Annotated in this window: 17 protein-coding genes; 9 read left to right on the forward strand and 8 right to left on the reverse strand. The window is 58.3% G+C overall.

Annotated features, from left to right (window positions below; all coding sequences use genetic code 11):
• The first annotated feature begins 37 nt into the window (after positions 1-37).
• Both AC6I1V_RS08310 and AC6I1V_RS08315 read left to right on the forward strand, forming a co-directional pair.
• Positions 38-835: a DUF116 domain-containing protein gene (locus AC6I1V_RS08310; protein ID WP_486853496.1), complete on the forward strand. Its 798-nt coding sequence runs from the start codon at positions 38-40 to the stop codon at positions 833-835.
• A gap of 382 nt (positions 836-1217) precedes the next feature.
• Positions 1218-1454, forward strand: coding sequence for a hypothetical protein (locus AC6I1V_RS08315; RefSeq protein WP_479860028.1), 237 nt, complete (start codon positions 1218-1220; stop codon positions 1452-1454).
• A gap of 122 nt (positions 1455-1576) precedes the next feature.
• Here AC6I1V_RS08315 and AC6I1V_RS08320 read toward each other — a convergent pair whose 3' ends face one another.
• The 5 genes from AC6I1V_RS08320 to surE all read right to left on the reverse strand — a co-directional run bounded on the left by AC6I1V_RS08320 (position 1577) and on the right by surE (position 5452).
• Positions 1577-1981 carry a hypothetical protein gene (locus tag AC6I1V_RS08320; RefSeq protein ID WP_486853497.1) on the reverse strand — a complete coding sequence of 135 codons (405 nt, stop codon included), beginning with the start codon at positions 1979-1981 and terminating at the stop codon, positions 1577-1579.
• On the reverse strand, positions 1974-2282 hold the full coding sequence (locus AC6I1V_RS08325; RefSeq protein WP_486853498.1) for a hypothetical protein: 309 nt from the start codon (positions 2280-2282) through the stop codon (positions 1974-1976). Before AC6I1V_RS08325 ends, AC6I1V_RS08320 begins: the two co-directional genes overlap by 8 nt.
• Before the next feature lie 216 nt (positions 2283-2498).
• Positions 2499-3482, reverse strand: a complete 984-nt coding sequence (gene gap, locus AC6I1V_RS08330) for a type I glyceraldehyde-3-phosphate dehydrogenase (RefSeq protein ID WP_302553236.1) — start codon at positions 3480-3482, stop codon at positions 2499-2501.
• Between the two features lie 157 nt (positions 3483-3639).
• On the reverse strand, positions 3640-4563 hold the full coding sequence (gene fba / locus AC6I1V_RS08335; RefSeq protein ID WP_302553237.1) for a class II fructose-1,6-bisphosphate aldolase: 924 nt from the start codon (positions 4561-4563) through the stop codon (positions 3640-3642).
• Between the two features lie 115 nt (positions 4564-4678).
• A complete protein-coding gene (gene surE / locus AC6I1V_RS08340) occupies positions 4679-5452 on the reverse strand; it encodes a 5'/3'-nucleotidase SurE (protein ID WP_486853499.1) in 774 nt (257 codons plus the stop codon).
• Between the two features lie 189 nt (positions 5453-5641).
• Here surE and AC6I1V_RS08345 point away from each other — a divergent pair, with 189 nt between their 5' ends.
• The 3 genes from AC6I1V_RS08345 (at position 5642) to rnhA (ending at position 7951) form a co-directional block, all read left to right on the forward strand.
• On the forward strand, positions 5642-6706 hold the full coding sequence (locus AC6I1V_RS08345) for a 3'-5' exoribonuclease YhaM family protein (protein WP_302553239.1): 1065 nt from the start codon (positions 5642-5644) through the stop codon (positions 6704-6706).
• Positions 6691-7317 carry a dTMP kinase gene (tmk, locus tag AC6I1V_RS08350; protein ID WP_479858809.1) on the forward strand — a complete coding sequence of 209 codons (627 nt, stop codon included), beginning with the start codon at positions 6691-6693 and terminating at the stop codon, positions 7315-7317. The genes AC6I1V_RS08345 and tmk overlap by 16 nt, the downstream gene beginning before the upstream one ends.
• Before the next feature lie 166 nt (positions 7318-7483).
• Positions 7484-7951: a ribonuclease HI gene (rnhA, locus tag AC6I1V_RS08355; protein ID WP_308771802.1), complete on the forward strand. Its 468-nt coding sequence runs from the start codon at positions 7484-7486 to the stop codon at positions 7949-7951.
• 421 nt (positions 7952-8372) lie between these two features.
• Here the strand turns inward: rnhA and AC6I1V_RS08360 are convergent, their stop codons facing one another.
• Positions 8373-8705 (reverse strand): hypothetical protein, encoded by a 333-nt coding sequence (locus tag AC6I1V_RS08360; RefSeq protein ID WP_486853500.1) that lies wholly within the window; start codon positions 8703-8705, stop codon positions 8373-8375.
• Between AC6I1V_RS08360 and AC6I1V_RS08365 the strand changes: the two genes are divergently transcribed.
• Complete coding sequence (locus AC6I1V_RS08365; protein ID WP_302553243.1) at positions 8695-10407, forward strand: 30S ribosomal protein S1; 1713 nt, start codon at positions 8695-8697, stop codon at positions 10405-10407. The genes AC6I1V_RS08360 and AC6I1V_RS08365 overlap by 11 nt on opposite strands.
• Positions 10408-10719: 312 nt before the next feature.
• Here the strand turns inward: AC6I1V_RS08365 and AC6I1V_RS08370 are convergent, their stop codons facing one another.
• Complete coding sequence (locus AC6I1V_RS08370; protein WP_302553244.1) at positions 10720-12324, reverse strand: NAD(P)H-hydrate dehydratase; 1605 nt, start codon at positions 12322-12324, stop codon at positions 10720-10722.
• Between the two features lie 331 nt (positions 12325-12655).
• Here AC6I1V_RS08370 and AC6I1V_RS08375 point away from each other — a divergent pair, with 331 nt between their 5' ends.
• The 3 genes from AC6I1V_RS08375 (at position 12656) to AC6I1V_RS08385 (ending at position 16297) form a co-directional block, all read left to right on the forward strand.
• A complete protein-coding gene (locus AC6I1V_RS08375; RefSeq protein WP_302553245.1) occupies positions 12656-14041 on the forward strand; it encodes an FAD-binding oxidoreductase in 1386 nt (461 codons plus the stop codon).
• A gap of 3 nt (positions 14042-14044) precedes the next feature.
• A complete protein-coding gene (locus AC6I1V_RS08380) occupies positions 14045-15343 on the forward strand; it encodes a (Fe-S)-binding protein (RefSeq protein ID WP_486853501.1) in 1299 nt (432 codons plus the stop codon).
• Between the two features lie 510 nt (positions 15344-15853).
• Positions 15854-16297: a hypothetical protein gene (locus AC6I1V_RS08385; protein WP_486853502.1), complete on the forward strand. Its 444-nt coding sequence runs from the start codon at positions 15854-15856 to the stop codon at positions 16295-16297.
• Between the two features lie 463 nt (positions 16298-16760).
• On the opposite strand, the gene AC6I1V_RS08390 is transcribed toward AC6I1V_RS08385, so the two are convergent.
• Positions 16761-17258 carry a GNAT family N-acetyltransferase gene (locus AC6I1V_RS08390; RefSeq protein ID WP_486853503.1) on the reverse strand — a complete coding sequence of 166 codons (498 nt, stop codon included), beginning with the start codon at positions 17256-17258 and terminating at the stop codon, positions 16761-16763.
• Between the last annotated feature and the right edge of the window lie 440 nt (positions 17259-17698).

A 17698-nucleotide genomic window follows, 5' to 3' on the forward strand; every position in this document is an offset into this window, starting at 1 on the left:
TTCCTCAATCCTTTCACCTCATTCGGGCGAACCCAAGGTGAACATCTCCAAATCGGCATTTTCCCTGTCCAAGGATGAATACGAAGGCACCGGCAAACGGCTGTTCATCGGCCTGGTGATCGGCACGGCCATCCTGCTCTGCGTGCTGCTTCTGCTCATCTGGCTTGTCCCGACCATCGGGTTCGCGGCCATCCACCCGTGGCTCCCGTTCATTGCGGGCATCGCCTTCGGCGGGGCCATCCTCGGAATCCTTTGGCTTTCCGTGGGGCTGGTGCTCCACGCCTATACCGGAAAGCCCATACTCGGCACGTCACGCCTGCGCGGAATCACCATACGCCTGCTCCTGCCAATCATGGAGCTCATGGGCCGGGTGATGCGCATCCCCGTAGCCGCCGTGCGCCGCTCCTTCATCAAGGTCAACAACGAGCTGGTCCTCAGCAGCGGCATCCAGTGCGAGCCGCGCCAGCTTCTCGTGCTCCTGCCCCACTGCATCCAGTCGAGCCGCTGCACCCACCGCCTCACCTACCACATCGACAACTGCGTCCGCTGCGGGGCCTGCCCGCTCAAAGACGTGCTCAGCCTGCGGGACACCTACGGCGTGCAGGTCGCCATCGCCACCGGGGGGACCATCGCCCGCCGCATCGTCGTGCAGGCCCGCCCCAAGCTCATCGTAGCCGTGGCCTGCGAACGCGATCTGTCCTCCGGCATTCAGGATACGCACCCCTTGCCCGTCTTCGGCGTCATCAACGAGCGGCCCAACGGCCCCTGCCTCGACACCTTCGTCAGCATCCGACGGCTCGAATCCGCCATCCGGCATTTCATCGGCATGAAATAGCGCGGGGCACGCCTCCGGCGGCTGGGATGCTCTTTTTATCTTGGCTGTATCATAAAAAATGGTTGGTACTTTTTCCTTGAAATTTCAAAGGAATAACCAATAAATGCCTTAGATATGGATTCCGCCAAGGGGGAAACCGGATATAAAGGCTGTATTTTCACCGTGTTGTGGAGATAAAACTAGCCTCTCCGCGCCGACCGGGGCAGTCAGGCGGTTTTCATCGCGCTGCGGGGATGAAACAACCGCATACTATGGCAGAGCCCTTACCTTCAAAGAACTGGTTCAAATATCTGGAAGTCTTTTTCGCCTCTATTGACTTTTATTATCATCTGTAAAATATTCAAAGCCTCATCAACCCCAAATCTTCGTGCGTGAGGCCCACATGCTGAAAGCAATCTCCACTCCGGCGTCCCTGTTGCTTCTTTCGTGCAGTATTCTCATTTTTACAGCGACGTACGCCTTCATCAACAGGTATCAGTTCCTTGCCACCGAAACCCAGCTCATTAAATACGACACATTTACAAATACCATGACGAGTTACCGAGGCACTACCGCGGAAGAAGTCAACCTCGGTACCGGGGAGTATCGCAGCTATACCATCATCAAAGCCGCACGCTGATTTTCTCAACGGAAAAGGCTGTTCTGATATCCGGTTGATGTGTCCTCAAGGCTCCCCAAAGATAGCCAAGAATGGAGTCTATCAGCAAGAAAATTGAAGAAAAAGCCTTTCTTTTCATCATACTACGGAAATAAAACAACCATGTACTCTGACAGAGCCAACGAAAAAAGCTCTATCTTCACCATGTCGTGGAGATGGAGCAGCCATATTCTGTGGCAGGGCTGCGGAAAAAAGCCGGGGGCGGTGCCTCCGGCTTTTTGTAAGCGGTTCCGGGAGACGTACGCCTCAGCTACGCCATAGGAAATGGCTGATGCTTTCTTGAAATTCCAGAGGAATGACCAATAAGGCTCTGTTATAGTATGTGGTTGTTTCATCTCCACAGTACGGTGAAAAATAGAGCTTTTTCCAGTTTTCCCCTTGGCGGGATCCACGGCTAAGGCTTTTTTCCGGTTATCCTTTGGAGTTTCAAGGAAAAAAAGCATCAACCATTTTCTATAACACAGCCACCAATAAAATGTCTCAGCCATAGCCCCCCCCAACAGAATAAATTGGAGAAAAAGGCCGTATTTTCATCATACTGTAACGATAAATCCCCCCTATGACACAGCCAAAACGAAAAGGCTGTGCCATAGGAAGCGGTTGATGCTTTATTTCTTGAAACTCCAAAGGAATACTTAATAAAATACCCCAATCATGGAGTCCATCAGCAAGAAAATTGAAGAAAAAGCCTCTCTTTTCATCATACACGGAAATAAAACAACCATATACGCTGGCAGAGCCAACGAAAAAAGCTCCATCTTCATCATGTCGTGGAGATGGAGCAGCCATATTCTGTGGCAGGGCTGCGGAAAAAGCCGGGGGCGGTGCCTCCGGCTTTTTGTAAGCGGTTCCGGGAGACGTACGCCTCCGAAACGAAAATATGCGCTCCCCATGCCCGCCGTTAACCCATACGAAAGTCTTTGAAGGGAAAGGGGTGGGGCTTGGGGAGGGGAAGGGGAAACTTTCTGAAGAAAGTTTCCCCTTCCCCTCCCCAATTTTCAAAATCTACATCTTCCCGCCGACCAGATCGATCAGGCGAAGGAGCTGGTTGGTGAACCCGGCTTCGTTGTCGTACCAGATGAGCACCTTGAGCATGTTGCCGCTCATGACGGAGGTGGAAAGCAGGTCAACGACGCCGCCGTGGGTGTCGCCGTTGTAGTCGATGGACACCAGCGGCTCGGCGGAAACGCCGAAATGGTCGTTCGCGGCGGCGGTCAGGGCGGCATTGACCTCATCGACGGTCACGTCGCGCTTCATGACGCAGTTCAGATCCACGATGGACACGTTGGGCGTGGGGACGCGGATGGCGATGCCGTCCAGCTTGCCCTTGAGCTCAGGCAGCACGAGGGCCACGGCCTTGGCCGCGCCGGTGGTGGTCGGGATCATCGACATGGCGGCGGCGCGGGCGCGGCGGATGTCTTTCTGGGAGCCGTCGAGGATGCGCTGGCTCATGGTGTAGGAATGGATCGTGGTCATCAGGCCGTGCTCGATGCCGAAGGTGTCGTTCAGCGCCTTGGCGACCGGGGCGAGGCAGTTCGTGGTACAGGAAGCGGAGGAAACCACGTCATGCTTGGCGGGATCATAAAGGCCGTCGTTCACGCCCATCACGATGGTGATGTCGGCGTCGGACACGGGCGCGCTCATGATGACCTTCTTCGCCCCACAAGCGATATGCTCGGCAAGCCCGGCGCGCTTCTTGATGGTCCCGGTGGATTCCACAACCAGATCCACGCCGTAGTCCTTCCACTGCCATTCGTTGGGCTTGCAGCGGGTCACGGCGATATGCGTGCCGTTGATGATGATGCCGTTTTCGTCATGGCCAACCGTGCCCTTGAAGGTGCGGTGGACGGAGTCGTATTTGAAGAGATGGGCCAAGGAAGCGTTGTCCGCACGGGCGTTGATCACCACAGGGAGCTCGTTGCGCTCAGCCATGAGGCGGACAAGATAACGACCGATGCGGCCGAAGCCGTTGATTCCGATGCGAGCCATTGGGGTACTCCTTCGATACGCGAAAAGGTTTGCGGCACAATCCTGATGCGCCCGACGACCGGGCCGGCGCGTCCGCATAGGGGAAGGTGGAACGCCGTATGAAACAAAGGGGAGGCAACCGCGTTACAAGCCAGTGTACCTCCCCCGTGTGACAATTTTATGCCTTGCCGGAACAACCCAGCACGTGCTTGATCTTGTGCTGGACCATGTCCTTCACGGCCTGCCGCGCGGGTTTCAGGTAGCCGCGCGGATCGAATTCCTCAGGATGTTCGACGAGCTGCTTGCGGATGGAGGCCGTCATGGCCAGCCGGATATCCGTATCAATATTGATTTTGCAGATCGCCATGCCAGCGGCCTTGCGGAGCAGTTCCTCCGGCACGCCCGCAGCCCCGGCGACCTTCCCGCCGTAGGCATTGCACATTTCCACAAATTCCTGCGGCACGCTGGACGCGCCGTGCAGGACGAGCGGATAGCCGGGCATCAGGCCGCCGATCTTTTCGAGGCGCTCGAAGTCGAGCTTGGCCTCACCCTTGAATTTGTACGCGCCGTGGCTGGTGCCGATGGCGATGGCGAGCGAGTCGCAGCCGGAACGCTCCACAAATTCCACGGCCTGATCGGGATCGGTATAGATGCTGTGCTCGGAAGAGACGTCTTCCTCGACCCCGGCAAGGCGGCCCAGCTCGGCTTCCACCCATACGCCGTGGTCGTGGGCGTATTCCACGACCCGCTTGGTCACGGCGATGTTCTCTTCAAAGGAATGGTGCGAACCGTCGATCATCACGGAGGTGAAGCCGCCGTCCACGCAGGACTTGCAGATGTCGAAATCCGCGCCGTGATCCAAATGGAGCACAACCGGGAGATCGGCTTCCAGCAGACCGGCCTCAATGAGCTTCACAATATAATGCTGTCCCGCATACTTGCGGGCCCCGGCGGAAACCTGGAGGATGAGCGGGGCCTTTTCCTCGGCTCCCGCCTCCATGATTCCCTGAATGATTTCCATGTTGTTGACGTTGAAGGCGCCGATGGCATACCCTTCTTTGTAGGCCCGTTCAAACATGGCTCTGGGAGAGGTAAGCGGCATAGTTGCTCCTCGCCTCAGCCTTGCGGCTGCGATTGGGATGGTGAAATAAGGCGGCCCCCGCACCGGAAGACCGCAGCGGCGACCCCGCCGCACGTATTGATAATCCTATTGTAGCCTATTTTACGGAGGATTGGAACCAGAGGCCGAACCGCTCCTGCAAGCGGCCGAGCAGTTCCCGATCCGTCCGATCCACCTGAAGCGGCGTGACCGTCACCCAGTTGCCTTCCATCAGGGCGATGTCCGTATCGTCGCCCCCGCTGTCCCGCTTGAGGAAGTCGGCGATCCACCAATAGGGGCGTCCGGCGGGGTCTTCACGGCGTTCGTAGTTCTCGGCCCAGCGGCTCTCGGCCATGCGCGCGGCCCGGATGCCCTTGATTTCGGCGACGCGGCAGCGCGGATAGTTGACGTTCAGGACTTTCCCGGCACAGCAGCGCCAGTCCACGGCATCCACCAGCGAGGCGGCGTGCCGGGCCAGCGCCTGCGGCGGCTCAAGTTCGGGGCGCGGGCGCGAGAAGGCCACGGCGGGCAGCCCGCACAAGGCGGCTTCGGTCGCCGCGCCCACGGTTCCGCTGTAAAAGACGTCCACGCCCTTGTTCGCGCCGTTGTTGATGCCCACGACCACCAGATCCGGCGGCTGCGGCAAAAGCGTGGTCAGGGCGAGCTTCACGCAGTCCACGGGCGTCCCCGCGACCGCCATCCCGCTGAAGCCGGGCTCTTGCACCGGGTACAGGCGCAAGGGGTTGTGCAGGGTGACGGAACAGCCCACACCCGACTGTTCCGTGAGCGGGGCGACCACGTCAAGCTCGTGCCCGGCTTCGCGCAGCGCGTCGTGCAGCGCGCGGAGGCACGGCGAATGGATGCCGTCATCGTTGGAAAGCAGGATACGCACGCAACCTCCCGAAACAGCAAAAACAGTTTCCCCACAGGAAACGGACGGAACGCCGGGGCCCGGACGGGCCGCAGGCTTTCTGTTGACAACATAGACGAAAACGGGTGAACTCCCGCCAAACATTCCAACTGTGCGGCGGCGCTTTCCGCACGGAAAGCCGATCGCACGGTTTTTTATTGTAGGTTGAATATGCAGAAAATACAATCCGCGCCCGACCGCCGGTGGGCCAAAGACGTGGCCCCCGGCGACGAAATCAAAGCGCTGTACCTCATCGCCTCGGCGTCGCAGCTGCAAGCCAAGAACGGCCCGTTCTGGCGGCTTGAGCTGAAAGACGCCTCCGGGGATCTTGAGGCCCGGATATGGAGCCCCCTCAGCCAGCAGTTCGCGGAGATCCCTTCCGGCGTCATCGCCGAAGTGGAAGGCCGCGCCGAAAGCTTCCGCGACAAGCTGCAGGTGAATGTCAACGCGCTGCGCGTGCTCTCCCCGGAAGAAACGGCCTCGGTGGACACGTCCGCCTTCATGGCCTCCAGCAGCCGCCCGCCGCAGGAGATGCTCGACGAGCTCGAAGCCCTCTGCCGCAAGGAGTTCACATACAAGCCGTGGCGCAAGTTCATCCTGTCCGTCCTTGAGGACGAGGCCATCCGTATCCCGCTGCTCACCGCCCCCGCCGCCAAGAGCGTTCATCACGCTTGGGTCGGGGGGCTCCTTGAGCATACGCTTTCGGTGGCGACGCTGTGCCTGCGTTTCTGCGACCATTACCCGGATCTGGATCGCCAGACGCTGCTCGCCGGGGCCATTTGCCACGATCTCGGCAAGATATGGGAATTCTCCGGCGGCCTCGCCAACGACTACACCGACGCCGGGCGGCTGGTCGGGCACATCAACCTGTGCCTTGGGAAGCTTGACCGCCATCTCGCCAAGTCCGGGCTCGACGAGGAGCTTATCCTCCATTTCCAGCACCTTATCCTGAGCCACCACGGGCTGTACGAGTACGGCTCGCCGCGCCTGCCGCAAACGGCCGAAGCCTTCGCCCTGCACTACGCGGACAACATCGACGCCAAGATCACCCAAAGCCGAAGCCTGTTCGGGGCACTCGAAGACGGCGGAAGCGGCTGGTCGCCCTACCAGAAGTCGCTGGATCGCCAGTTGTTCCTAGCCCCCAAGACCCCGGCGGCCGAACCCCGTAAGCCCCACGCCCCGAAACGCGCGGCGGAACCCGAAGCCCCAAGGTTGAACCAGTGTTCATTACTCTAGAAGGCATTGAAGGCGCGGGCAAAACCACGCTCATCGAGAACCTTGCCGACGTGTTCCGCACCCTGAACCATGAAGTGCTGGTGACGCGCGAGCCCGGCGGGTGCACGCTGGGCCGGGAGCTGCGCCGGATGCTCCTGAACCCGGAAACGGCCATCTGCCCTGAGGCGGAACTGTTCCTGTTCCTCGCGGATCGGGCGCAGCACGTCGCCGAGGTCATCCGCCCGGCGCTGCAGCGCGGCGAGGTGGTGCTTTGCGACCGCTATGCGGACTCCACCGTGGTCTATCAGGGCTACGGGCGCGGCCTCGACATCGAAAGGCTGCGCGCGCTCAATGACATGGCCATAGGCGGCCTCTGGCCCGACAGAACCTTCGTGCTCGACATGGACCCCGCCGATGCGCTGAAACGCGCCCGCCGCCGCAACGCGGAGCTGGGGCTTTCCCAAAAAGAAGGGCGTTTTGAAGCCGAACAGATGTCCTTCCACACCCGCATCCGTGAAGGCTTCAAGCTCTGGGCCGCCCACAACACCAAGCGCATCATCGTCCTTGATGCCGCCGACTCCCCGGAGGGGCTTATGCATCAGGCTCTGGCGAATATCGATATGTTTGAATAAAATGTGGGGATGGGGAGGAAAGGGGGGAGCCTTCTGGAAAGAGGGCACGCCGTTTCCTTCCCCATTCCCTCCTTTTCCTCCCAAGACCTTTGCACGGGGCAGCGGGTTCGGGCCGGTTTTCTCTTTTCCGGCCAGCGTCTCCGGTTTTGCGCCTAAAAGAAAAATTATGCGGAATGTAACGATATTTACGGACGGATCATGCCTCGGCAATCCAGGACGGGGCGGCTGGGGCTGCATCCTGCGCTGCGATGGGCATGAAAAGGAGCTCTCCGGCGGCTACGCGCACACCACGAACAACCGTATGGAAATCATGGCGGCCATCGCTGGGCTCGAAGTGCTGAAAGAGCCGTGCGCGGTCACGCTGTACACGGATTCGCAGTATCTGCGCCACGCCGTGGAAAAGAAATGGCTCGCGGGCTGGCGGAAAAACGGCTGGAAGACAGCCGCCAAGAAGCCGGTCAAAAACCGCGACCTCTGGGAACGCCTGCAAGTCCAGCTTGACCGCCACAGCGTCACGCTGGAATGGGTGCGCGGGCACAACGGACACGCCGAGAACGAACGCTGCGACGAGCTTGCCCGCAGCCAGTCCGCCCGCCACGGCTTGCCGGAAGACACGGGGTACGAGCCGGAATAATACGCTTGCCCCTGCCGGGGAGCGTGGCCGTTTCGTCCCCCAGTGCAGTGGAACGAGAGTTTTCCAGCTTTTCGCCGGCGGACTTCACAGCCGAAGCCGTTATTGGCTTTTCGGGATAGTAAGGCAAAATAGCCATTTCCTGCTGCGGCATAGCCGGATGTTTTGACGCTGAAAGGGGCATGGCCCCAAGAAGTTCCTACGGCCCTGCCGCTGCGGGGTGCATAGCCGGATCTGAAAGCCTCTTCGGGAGGCCCCCGGCTTTGTCGCTGCTGCGCTTCCGGTTTCAGGGCGATGTTTCCAGTGCCTGTTTCAGCCCTCCGCCGCTCCGAACGCCCCGCCGCAATGCTTCCCGCCGATTGGACGCCGCAACAATGCTGAGGGGAGACGTTTTCAAAAGGCCCTGTTATGGTTTGTGGTTGTTTCATCTCCACAGTGCGGTGAAAATGCAGCCTTTTTCTCCGGTTTTCCTCTTGGCGGAATACAGGGCTAAGGCATTTTGCCGGTTATCCCTGTGGAACTTCAAGGAAAAAAGCATCAACCATTTTCTAGGACACGGCCTTTCAAAAATCCCCTCAGATTTTTTCTTCTCCGGCCCCTTTATCATAAGTGGACAGAAAACGCGGCGATCACGCAAAAAGGCCTTTTCTTCACGCGGCGGCAGCCCTTGCCAGACGAAACGATTCCTGCTATGGATGACGACCTGCAAAATATGCAGGAAATTGATGTGGCCTGGAGGCTGTTTAATGGAAACCATGGAAAACCACGGTATGGACGCGGAATTTAATTTTGAAAGCGCGCTGGAAGACTACCTCAGCACCGATTTCGGTGATCTTGAGGAAGGAACCATCGTCAAAGGCGAAATTGTCCGCGTGGATGACGACAATGTGCTTGTTGACGTGAATTTCAAATCGGAAGGCCAGATCCCCACTGCCGAATTCCGGGATGCCGAAGGCAATCTCGTTGTGAAGGTGGGCGACCGTGTGGACGTCTTCGTCGCTCGCAAGAACGAACAGGAAGGCACCATCACCCTGTCCTTTGAAAAAGCAAAGCGGATGCAGCTCTTCGATCAGCTCGAAGACGTGCAGGAAAAGAACGGCGTCATCAAGGGCCGTATCATGCGCCGCATCAAGGGCGGTTACACTGTGGATCTGGGCGGCGTGGAAGCGTTCCTCCCCGGTTCCCATGTGGATCTGCGCCCCGTGCCGGACATGGACGCTCTGGTGAACCAGGAATACGAATTCCGCGTGCTGAAGATCAACCGCCGTCGCAGCAACGTCATCGTGTCCCGCCGTGTGCTGCTTGAAGAAGAACGCGACTCCAAGCGTCAGGATCTCCTCCAGACCCTCGCCGAAGGTCAGGTCGTTACCGGCAAGGCCAAGAACATCACCGAATACGGCGTGTTTGTGGATCTCGGCGGCCTCGACGGTCTCCTTCACATCACCGATATGTCTTGGAAGCGTATCCGCCATCCCCGCGAAATGGTTACGCTTGGCCAGGATCTCGAACTCAAGGTGCTCTCCTTCGACAAGGAAAACCAGAAGGTTTCCCTCGGCCTCAAGCAGCTCGTGCCCGATCCGTGGCAGGACATCACCGCCCGCTTCCCCGAAGGTTCCCGCCACAACGGCAAGGTGACCAACCTCGTTGATTACGGCGCGTTCGTCGAGCTGGAACCCGGCGTCGAAGGCCTCGTCCATATCTCCGAAATGTCCTGGACCCGCAAGCTCCGCCATCCTTCCCAGATGGTCCGCCAGGGCGACGAAGTTGAAGTCGTCATCCTCGGCGTCGATCCTGAGAAGAAGCGCATCTCCCTCGGCATGAAGCAGATCAAGCCGAACCCGTGGGAACTCGTGGGCGAAAAGTACCCCGAAGGCACCATCCTTGAAGGCGTCATCAAGAACATCACCGAATTCGGCATGTTCATCGGCATCGAAGACGGCATCGACGGCCTCATCCATGTGTCCGACATCAGCTGGACCAAGAAGATCCGTCATCCCAACGAGCTCTTCAAGGTCGGCGACACCGTGCAGGCCAAGGTGCTCACCGTGGATCAGGAAAGCGAAAAGTTCACCCTCGGCATCAAGCAGTTGACCGAAGATCCGTGGACCAACGTCCCCACCGCCTACCCCGTGGGCGGCATCGTGAAGGGCATCATCACGAACATCACCGATTTCGGCCTGTTCGTTGAAGTGGAAGAAGGCATCGAAGGCCTCGTCCACGTGTCCGAACTGAGCAACAAGAAGGTGAAGACCCCCGCCGAACTGTACAAGGAAGGCGAGGAAATCCAGGCCAAGATCATTCACGTCAGCGCTGAAGATCGCCGCCTCGGCCTCTCCATCAAGCAGCTCAAGGACGACGAAGAACGCAAGAAGCCCCGCGAATACAGCCGTTCCGGCCCCGAAGCCGGCCAGAGCCTCGGCGATCTCCTCAAGCAGAAGTTTGAAGAGTCCGAAAACTAAGCCGTCCGCGGCTTAGCCGACAGCACAGAAAGGAAGCCCGGCGCCTCATGGTGCCGGGCTTCTTGATGTTTTTTCAGGAACAGGAAAACGAAATCGGAGGGGCGAGGGAAATTTTCTCCAGAAAGTTTCCCTCGCCCCTCCAAGCCTCCCCACTCCCTTCAAAGGCTTTCCCCTTCGTCGAATCCCCCTTGACCGCTTTCCCTGTAGCTTGGAAGTTCACCATTTCCGCGCGGCGTTCTTTATCTTGTCAACATATTCCAAAAGCCTTCCCCACCGAAATAAGCTGCCGAAGGGGATTCGATCCCCCTCACGTCAAGATCGTGCCCGAGGCAGCATCTCCGCGATATCCGTCGCCGAGTTGCCGCGCTTGGGGAAGGCCCCACGCAGCAGCCTGCCCGCCCGCGCATGGAGATAGACGCCCATGCACGCGGCGAGGAAGCTGGAGCTTTCGCAGCCCTCGGAAGGGTGCGCGGCGGTCTGCGCCATCAGCGTGCCGAGGCAGCCGGAGAGCACGTCCCCTGAACCGCCCACAGCCAGATTGGGCTCCGCGTAGGGGGCGATGGTCACGGGCTGGCCCGCCGTGCCGATGAGCGTCCCCGCGCCCTTGAGAATCCACACGGAAGGGGCCAGACGCCGCAGCCCCGCCAACGCCGCGAAACGATCCGCCTGCACCAGCGCGGGCGTCGTATGCAGCAGGGTTGCCGCCTCGCCGGGATGCGGGGTCAGCACGTCACAGGCCCGCAGGGAAGACAGCGCGTCAGGGTGCATGGCGAGCGCGTGCAGCGCGTCCGCGTCCACCACGGCGGACGGGCGCGAGGGGCACGCCAGCAGGGAGTGTACGAATGCCGCCGTTTCCGGGCCGCGCCCGATGCCCGGCCCCAGCACCATCGCCCCGCACTGGCGCAGGAACGGCAGAAGTTCCTCAAGCAATGCCGGGCTCCACCGCACGCTCCCCGCAGGGCCGAGGGCACGGGTCATGATGTCCGGGCAGTCCGCCTTGATGTCCCGGCACAAGCCGTGCGGGGCGGCGACGCTGATCAGCCCGCCCCCGGCGCGCAGGGCGGCCCGTGCCGCCAGATGCGGCGCGCCCGTAAGCCCTTCCGAACCGCCTACAATCAAAATGGCCCCGGCGGTTCCCTTGTGCCACCCCGGAGCGGCTTCCGGGAAAGCTCCGGCAAGGGCATCCGTAATCATCTGATAGGAAGCGGGATGCGCCCTCCGCACCGCCGCGGGGATGCCGATGGGCCGGATGTGCAGCCTGCCCGTGTACGGCGCGGCCTCCGGCAGAACAAGGCCGGGCTTCGCCGCCTCAAAGGTCACCGTAGCGTGCGCGCGCACGGCGACGGGGCAGGGGCGCCCGGTCAGCCCCGAAAGCCCGGACGGAATATCCAGCGAAAAAAGGAAAGCCCGCTGCGCCAGCGCGTTGATCCGGCCCACCAGCCCCAATTCCAGCGGCCTGAGGCTGCCGGAAAAGCCCGTGCCGAGTATCCCGTCCACGACGATGTCCGGGCCGCCCCGCCCGCAGCCGGAAGCGTCGGCATACACATCCCACGGCGTATTGCGGTACTTTTCGGGCCAGCCCGCAGCCGGGGCAAAGGGCACCCCGCAGCGCCGGGCCAGCCGCACATGCTGGCCCGTCACGCCCCGGCAGGCCCCCAAAGGCCGGGTATGCAGCACAAGCACCTCCGCGCCCCCGTCGTGCAGATGCCGGGCAAGGCAAGCGGCATCCCCGCCGTTGTTGCCGCCGCCCATGAACAGCAGGACACGCTTGCCGCGCACGGGCCCGGTCTCGGCCGCCAGCGCATGCATGGCCTCGCGGGAGGCGTTCTCCATCAGCAACAGTTCGGGCAGGCCCAAATCAATGGCGGCCCGATCCCAGCCGGACATTTCCGCCGGAGCGGGAAGCGGTGCGAACATACGAAAAACCTCCCGGAGGCCCGGTTGCCGTAAAGGGGCACGCGGGCCGTTTTCTTCTGTCTTACGGGCCGGAAAGCGTGGGGTCAAGCGGCCTTAACGAGGCACGGCAACAGGATAAAAGGTACGCGTGAAAGCCTTCACTATTTGACCTTCCCCCAGACATACAGTAATGGTGAATATCACGCCGGATTCCATTCTCAACATCCGGCGGAGCCTTATGGGGCAGCCGGGAGCTGCTGTCGCCAGAACCCCGTCTTTCCTGTGCGAACTGTATCCGGGCCTCGCGGCCCCCCATATACAGCCCCCCTCACCATCTGATCCGGAGGAAACCATGCCCAGCGCATCCCTCGTCAAGGAATTTGAAAACCTCATCGGCAAAGAGAACGTCTTTACCAGCGAAGCGGACAGGCAAAGCTACGCCTATGACGCCGCCGTGCTGCCTTCGGTCGTTCCCGGCCTTGTCCTGCGCCCCACCTCCACGGAACAGCTCGGCGCCCTCATTGAGCGCTGCTACGCCAACGGCCTGCCCATGACCATCCGCGGCGCGGGAACGAACCTCAGCGGCGGAACCGTGCCCGATGCCGACAAATCCGTGGTCATCCTGACGCAAGGACTGAACAAGATCATCGAAATCAATGAAGAAGACCTCTTCGCCATCGTCGAGCCCGGCGTTGTGACGGCCCAGTTCGCCGCTACCGTGGCTTCCAAGGGCCTCTTCTATCCCCCGGATCCGGGCTCTCAGGCCGTCTCCACCATCGGCGGCAACATTGCGGAAAACGCCGGCGGGCTGCGCGGCCTGAAATACGGCGTCACCAAAGATTACGTCATGGGCCTCGAATTTTATGACCACACCGGCGAACTGGTGAAAAGCGGCTCCCGCACCGTCAAGTGCGCGACCGGCTACAACCTCGGCGGCCTGCTCGTTGGCTCCGAAGGCACCCTCGGCATGATCAGCCGCGCCATCCTCAAGCTCGTACCCCCGCCGCAAGCCTCCAAGGCCATGATGGCCGTGTTCGACAACGTGCAGAAGGCTTCCGAAGCCGTGGCCCGCATCATCGCCGCCCACATCCTGCCCTGTACGCTGGAATTCATGGACAACATGACCATCAACCTCGTCGAGGACGACGTGAAGATCGGCCTTCCCCGCGACGCGCAGGCCATCCTCCTCATCGAAGTGGACGGCCATGCCGGTCAGGTCGCCGATGACGCCCTCGTCGTCGAGGAACAGCTCAAGAAGAGCGGCGCCACGCAGATCGTGGTCGCCAAGGACGCCGAGGAAAAGAACCGGATCTGGGAAGCCCGCCGCAAGGCCCTGCCCGCCCTGGCCCGCTTCAAGCCCACGACCATCCTTGAAGACGCCACCGTGCCCCGCTCCAAGATCCCGGCCATGATGAAGGTCATCAAGGACCTCGGCGAAAAGTACAACCTCACCGTCGGCACCTTCGGCCACGCCGGGGACGGCAACCTGCACCCGACCTTTATGTGCGACAAGCGCGACAAGGACGAATTTGAACGCGTGGAACGCGCCGTCGACGAACTTTTCAACACCACCATCGAAATGGGCGGCACCCTTTCCGGCGAACACGGCATCGGCACCGCCAAGCAGAAGTGGCTGGAAAAGGAAACCTCACGCGGCACCATCGGGTACTCGCGCCGCCTGCGCAAGGCCATCGACCCGAAGGGCCTGTTCAACCCCAGCAAGCTGGTTGGAGTTTAAGTCATGGATGAGCTGACCCTCCTCGCCAACGCCCTCATGGCGCTTGACGACAAGCTCGCCGCCTGCATGAAATGCGGCATGTGCCAGTCCGTGTGCCCGGTTTTCGGCGAAACCATGATGGAAGCCGACGTGACCCGCGGAAAGCTCACGCTGCTGGAAAACCTGGCTCACCGCCTCATCGAGGATCCCGAAGCGGTCAACGAAAAGCTCAATCGTTGCCTCCTGTGCGGCTCCTGTCAGGCGAACTGCCCTTCCGGCGTTTCCATTCTGGAAATTTTCATGGAGGCCCGCGCCATTGTCGCGTCCTACAAAGGCCTTTCGCCCCTCAAGAAAGCCATCTTCCGCACCCTGCTGCCGAACCCGAAGCTGTTCGGCTTCCTGCTGAAGATCAGCGCCCCGTTCCAGGGCCTCGTCATGCACGAGGACAACAACCCGCAGGGTACCGCCATGTGTTCCCCGCTGCTGCGCCCGTTCCTCGGCGAACGCCACATGCAGCCCCTCGCCAAGCAGCCCCTGAGCGCCAAGATCGGCGCGGTGAATACTCCCGCCGGGAAAAGCCGCCACAAGGTGGCCTTCTTCCCCGGCTGCATGGGCGACAAGATCTTCACCAATGTTTCCGAAGCCTGCCTCAAGGTGTTCGATTACCACGAAGTCGGCGTCTATCTGCCTACCAACTATTCCTGTTGCGGCATCCCCGCCCTCTCGTCCGGCGACCTTGAAGGTTTTGAAAAGATGGTCATGCACAACGTGGACGTGTTGAAAGAAGGTTCCTTCGATCTCATCGTCACGCCCTGCTCGTCCTGCACGGAAACCATCCGCTCCCTGTGGCCCAAGATGGCGGGCAAGATGCCCTACAAGTACCGCGACGCCATCAACGAGCTCTCCCAGAAGGCGATGGACATCAACGCCTTCCTCGTGGACGTGCTCAAGGTGAAGCCCCGCGCGTTCGGGCGCCACGGCCAGACCAAGGTGACCTATCATGAGTCCTGCCACCTGCTCCGCTCCCTCGGCGTCAGCGCGCAGCCCCGTGAGCTCATCCGCATGAACCCGGATTACGCTCTCGTGGAGATGAAGGAAGCCGACCGCTGCTGCGGCTGCGGCGGCAGCTTCACCCTCTCGCACTATGATCTGTCCCGCAAAATCGGCCAGCGCAAGCGCAACAACATCGTCGCCAGCGGTGCGGAAGTGGTCGCCACCGGCTGCCCCGCCTGCATGATGCAGCTTTCCGACATGCTCGCCCAGAACGGCGACAACGTGGTCGTCAAGCACACCATCGAGATCTATGCCGACTCGCTGAAGTAAGAAATGCCTCCGGCGGCAAGGGTGGCTACCGCCCCCCTTGCCCCCCTGTCTGGGGGGAATAATTCCCCCCAGACCCCCTTGGGGCCTAAAGAAAAGGTTCCGCATCCGGCTTATGCCGTATGCGGAACCTTTTCTTTAGGCTCTGCCGTAGCATTATGTCATAGTATGCGGTTGCTTTATATCTAAAATATGCTGAAAATACAGACTATTTTTCTCAGTTTTTCGCTGATGGGCTTCCATGATTGGGGAGATTTTATTCGTTATTCCTTTGGAATTTCAAGAAATAAAACATCAACCTGTTCCTATGGCGCAGCCTTTCTTTATGCTGGGGAAACGCCAAAGGGCAGTGAAGAAGTGAAGAAAGGCTGTGACTGTAAAGAGTTGATGTTTTCTTTCTTAACATTCTAAAAGGCCCTGTTATAGTTTGTGGTTGTTTCATCTCCATAGCGCTGTGAAAATACAGCCTTTTTCTCCGGTTTTCCCCTTGGCGGGATCCACGGATAAGGCATTTTGCCGGTTACCCCTTTGGAATTTCAAGGAAAAAAGCATCAACCATTTTCTATAACACAGCCTTCTAAAAAACAAAATGAATCAGTCATGAAGCCCACTAAAGATGAAAAGGCTTTGTTGTACCATTTGATTGGATACGATATTGTAGGAATTGCTTTCGTTAAACTTTTGGCGCTGTCATACTATGTGGTTGTTTTATCTCCACAGTATGGTGAAAATACAGCTTCTTTCCAACTTTTCCGTTGCCGGACTCTATGGCTGAGGTATTTTATCGGTTCCCCCTTTGGGCCTCAAGAAAGCATCAACCATTTTCCATGGCACAGCCACTTTTTAAAGGCATTTGCTGGCGATTCCAATGACAAAAAAGATTTCCTCAGCGTTTGCCTTGAATTATATGAAACAGCATATCAATCTTTTGCTGTCTCCAAACCAACGAAAAACTGAAAAAGGCCGTATCCACACCATATAAAAGATGAAACAGCCATGCCCCATTACGGCAGGACATTTTGAAAGGCTGTGTTTAAGTTTGTGGTTGATACAAGATTCCAACTGGAAAGGAAGAGTTCTTTGGAAATTATTTGGAGGTCTCGCAACAATTCTTCAAAACTGGATTTTATGTAATGAACAAAAATGAGAGAGGCCCACATCACTAGATGTGGAACGAGCTTTTATCTATTGATTTTCATTGAAAAAAAATCATCAACCGTAAAATTGAACACAGCCTTTTGAAAAAATGGATTGGATCTGTCATAGAAAATGGTTGATGCTTTTTTCCTTGAAAATCCAAAGGAATAGCCAGAAAAATGCCTCAGCCATAGATTCCGCTAAGGGGAAAACTGGAAAAAAGCTGTATTCTCACTGCGCTGTGGAGATGAAGCAAGCACATACTATGACAGAGCCAATGGATTTATAAAGAAGGAGAAGAAAACTCCAGAACCATGTCATACCAGACGGCCCCGCCGTGTTTTGAGAGGGAAACGCCCAGATTCTTGAAGCCGAATCGGGCATAATAATGCAGAAGATATTCCTTGCATGTCAGGATGCAGCCGCAGCGCCCGTCTTCGCGGGCATGATCGATGAACGCCCGCATGAGCTGCCCGGCATACCCGTTGCGCCTGTATTCCGGCAACACGTCCAGCCCGAACACGCTCTGCCATTTCCCGCCTTCCTTATGGAGCTCGGCCTTCTCGAACATGACGTCGGAAATGGTGCGGTCATCCGTCACCATGCCGTTTACAAAGCCGATGAGTCTCCCCTCATCCTCCAACAGAAGGAAGTGACGGGAAAAAAACTTGAGCCGGGCGGCAAACGATTCCCGTGTGCCCGCCTCGCTCGCGGGAAAACAGATTGCCTCGACCCGGCAAAGAGCATCCAAATCACTCTGTGTAGCTGTCCGTATCCGCATGAACTCCACCTGTTATCAATATATTCCTAACGCCCTGTCATAAAATGTGGCTGTTTCATCTCCACATCCACAGTATGGTGAAACTATAGCCCCTTTCTCTCATTTTTCCGTTGATGGGCTCTATGGTTGGGGGATTTTAGAGCCGTTCATCTTTTCGATAATTTTCTAGGTCGTGTTGTTAACTAGATATAATCAATTGAAATTATTTAGCTATTTTTAAAATTACAAAAAAATTATTTTCGATGATTTTAAATAGTTATATATAAAATAGCGACATAACCTAAGGCTGTGTCATAGAAAATAGTTGATGCTTTATTTCTCGATATTTTAAAGGAATAACCAATAAAATATCCCGAATCATGAAGTCCATCAGCAGAAAAAAATGAACAAGAAGCCTCTATTTTCAGCATACTGCGGAAATAAAACAACCATATACCATG

It is taken from the genome of Bilophila sp. T19-St14 (assembly GCF_059728385.1).